2 protein-coding genes are annotated in these 3,689 nt (G+C 55.4%); both read right to left on the bottom strand.

Annotated elements, in window-relative coordinates; all coding sequences use genetic code 11:
* Positions 1 to 213: 213 nt before the first annotated feature.
* Complete coding sequence (gene tuf, locus ACO5R6_RS07475; RefSeq protein WP_485626559.1) at positions 214 to 1,452, bottom strand: elongation factor Tu; 1,239 nt, start codon at positions 1,450 to 1,452, stop codon at positions 214 to 216.
* 129 nt (positions 1,453 to 1,581) lie between these two features.
* Positions 1,582 to 3,689: elongation factor G (fusA, locus tag ACO5R6_RS07470; protein ID WP_485626558.1), on the bottom strand; the 2,108-nt coding region annotated here is incomplete at its 5' end.

Genomic DNA, 3,689 nt, shown 5'->3' with positions numbered 1-3,689 from the left:
TCTATTTACAAGGCTTTGAAGGGGTTTTCATCAACACGTTTTGTCCTATAACTCTCTTTTCATTAGGGGAGTTTTTTCACAGCCCCTTTCTATACCGTCTGCCCCATAGTTCCTCTGATAGAGGCAACCAAAAAGGGGGCTGCAGGGCAAAGGAAATAATCCTTGCCTTGCAGCCCCCGGACACTCATTGCTTCCGCAAAAGCGTCAAGTCAATTACTCGATGATCTCGGTAACACGGCCTGAACCAACGGTACGGCCACCCTCACGGATTGCGAAGGTAAGACCCTGCTCCATGGCAACATTGTGGATCAGCTCGATGGTCATCTCAACGTTGTCGCCGGGCATGCACATCTCAACCCCATCGGGAAGCTTGGTGATACCGGTTACGTCAGTCGTTCTGAAGTAGAACTGAGGACGATAGTTGGAGAAGAAGGGGGTATGACGGCCACCCTCATCCTTGGTCAGTACGTATACCTGAGCCTTGAACTTCTTGTGGCAGGTAACGGTGCCGGGCTTAGCCAGAACCTGACCGCGAACGATCTGGTCACGGTTCACGCCGCGAAGCAGAGCTCCGATGTTGTCGCCGGCCATAGCCTCGTCGAGCTGCTTACGGAACATCTCGATACCGGTACATACGGTCTTGCCCACCTGGTCCTTCACGCCGAGGATCTCAAGCTCCTCGTTGAGATGAAGGGTACCACGCTCTACACGGCCGGTAGCAACCGTACCACGACCGGTAATGGTGAATACGTCCTCGACAGGCATAAGGAAGGGCTTGTCGGTATCGCGCTCGGGAGCCGGGATGTACTCATCTACGGTGTTCATCAGCTCCATGATGCAGTCGCCCCAGTTCTTGTCGGGGTTCTCGGGATCAATGGGATCGCCGTTTGCGAATACGGCCTTGCCCTCAGGATTCTGCAGAGCCTGGTAAGCAGAGCCCTTGACGATGGGGCAGTCATCAAATCCGTACTCGGAGAGCTGATCTGAAACCTCCATCTCAACCAGCTCAAGAAGCTCGGGATCGTCGATCATATCGCACTTGTTCAGGAAAACGATGATGTAGGGAACGCCTACCTGACGAGCCAGAAGGATGTGCTCCTTGGTCTGCGCCATAACACCGTCGGTTGCTGCGACAACGAGGATAGAACCATCCATCTGTGCGGCGCCGGTGATCATGTTCTTAACGTAGTCGGCATGTCCCGGGCAGTCTACGTGAGCGTAGTGACGCTTGTCCGTCTGGTACTCAACGTGTGCGGTAGAGATGGTGATACCACGCTCTCTCTCCTCGGGAGCCTTATCGATGTCCTCGAACGCCTCCACCTTGTTGCCGGCAACGCGCTGTGCCAGAACGGAAGTGATCGCTGCCGTAAGAGTGGTCTTACCATGGTCAACGTGGCCGATGGTTCCAATGTTTACGTGCGGCTTGGTGCGCTCAAAATGCTCTTTTGCCATTGTGAAATTCCTCCTTGAATCTCCCCCTTGCGGGGTATGTTACCTTATAAAATCTCAGCTAAAGTTCATTATATGAAATTCAGCTGAGTATTTCAACTATTTGCCGGGCAAATGCCCTTTGGTCCCGGATTACTTGTGCTCGGCGATGACCTTCTCCTGAACGGACTTGGGAGCCTGCTCATATTTGCTGAAGAACATGGAGTAGTTCCCGCGGCCCTGGGTAATCGAGCGGAGATTGGTCGCATAGCCGAACATCTCTGCCAGAGGAACGTATCCGACGACAATCTTGCCGTTTCCTACGTCATCCATCTTCTCAATCCGTCCACGGCGTGAGTTCAGGTCTCCGATGACATCTCCCAGGTAATCCTCGGGCATGGTGACCTCCACCTTCATGATGGGCTCAAGAAGAACCGGGTCTGCCTTGGCCATGGCCTCCTTGAAGCACATGGAACCTGCGATGTGGAAGGCCATCTCTGAGGAGTCCACCTCATGATAGGACCCGTCGTAGAGAGTCGCCTTGATACCGAGAACCGGGAAGCCCGCCAGAATACCGGACTGAGCCGCCTCCTCGATACCTTCGCCGACCGGCGCGATATACTCCTTGGGCACGGAGCCGCCGACAACGGCGTTCTCGAACTTGAAGAGTTCCTCGCCATTGGCGTCCATGGGCTCGAAGCGAACCTTGACATGACCGTACTGGCCGCGTCCGCCGGACTGCTTGGCGTACTTGTACTCCTGATCGACAGACTTTGTGAAAGTCTCCTTGTAGGCAACCTGGGGAGCGCCGATGTTGGCCTCAACCGAGAACTCTCTGAGCAGACGGTCTACGGTGATCTCCAGATGAAGCTCTCCCATACCTGCCAGGATGGTCTGGCCGGTCTCCTCATCCGTGTGGACGTGCAGGGTCGGATCCTCCTCGACGAGCTTGGCGAGCGCCTCGCCCATCTTCTGCTGCCCCGCCTTGGTCTTGGGCTCAACAGCCACCTGAATAACGGGATCCGGGAACTCCATGGACTCCAGGACAACCGGATGCTGATCATCACAGAGGGTGTCGCCGGTTGTCGTGTTCTTCAGGCCCACAATCGCGCAGATATCACCGGAGAACATCTCGTCGAGCTCCTGCCGCTTGTTGGCGTGCATGAGCAGGATACGGCCGACGCGCTCCTTCTTATCCTTGGTGGAGTTCAGAACATAGGAGCCGGACTTGCAGTGACCCGAGTAGACACGGGTGAAAGCCAGCTTACCTACATAGGGGTCCGTCATAATCTTGAATGCCAGAGCGGAGAAGGGCTCATCGTCGGAAGACCGGCGAACGACCTCATTGCCGTCCATGTCCGTACCGGTGATATCCGGCACATCGGTCGGAGCCGGCATGAACTCGATGATTCCGTCAAGGAGCTTCTGAATGCCCTTGTTCTGGTGGGCAGACCCGCAGAATACGGGAACGCCCTTGGAATCGATGGTGGCCTTGCGGAGAGCCGCCTTGAGCTGATCGATGGAAGGCTCCTCGCCCTCCAGGTACATCATCATCAGGTCCTCATCGAAGTCGCAGCACTGCTCTACCAGCTTGGCGTGGTACTCCTCCGCCAGATCCTTCATATCATCGCGGATGTCGACAATCTCAATCTCCTGGCCGTTGGCGTCCTTGTAGAGGTACTCCTTCATCTCGAAGAGATCGATAACGCCCTCGAAATAGTCCTCCTTACCGATCGGGAGCTGTACGCAGACAGCATTCTTGCCCAGCTTGGTCCCGATCTCCTTGACGGTATTGAGGAAATCCGCCCCCATGATGTCCATCTTGTTGACGAAGGCCATACGGGGTACATGATAGGTATCCGCCTGACGCCATACGTTCTCGGACTGGGGCTCAACACCGCCCTTGGCGTCGAAGACGCCGATTGCGCCGTCCAAGACGCGAAGAGAGCGCTCAACCTCAACCGTGAAGTCCACGTGTCCCGGGGTGTCGATAATGTTAATGCGGTGCTTCTCGGCACCCTTCTTCAGCTCCGCCCTTTCCTGGAGAGTCCAGTGGCAGGTGGTCGCTGCGGAAGTAATGGTGATTCCTCTCTCCTGTTCCTGCTCCATCCAGTCCATGGTCGCAGTTCCCTCATAGGTCTCACCGATCTTATAGTTTACACCAGTATAATACAGAATACGCTCGGTCAGCGTGGTCTTACCAGCGTCGATATGAGCCATGATTCCGATATTCCTGGTTCTCGCAAGTGGGTATTCTCTTG

The organism is Shuttleworthella sp., from assembly GCF_057251025.1.
This window is presented reverse-complemented; position numbering and strand designations above follow the sequence as displayed.

Bases quoted from the DNA above. Each gene is read 5' to 3' on its own strand.
- tuf (WP_485626559.1), bottom strand. From the start codon at position 1,452: ATGGCAAAAGAGCATTTTGAGCGCACCAAGCCGCACGTAAACATTGGA.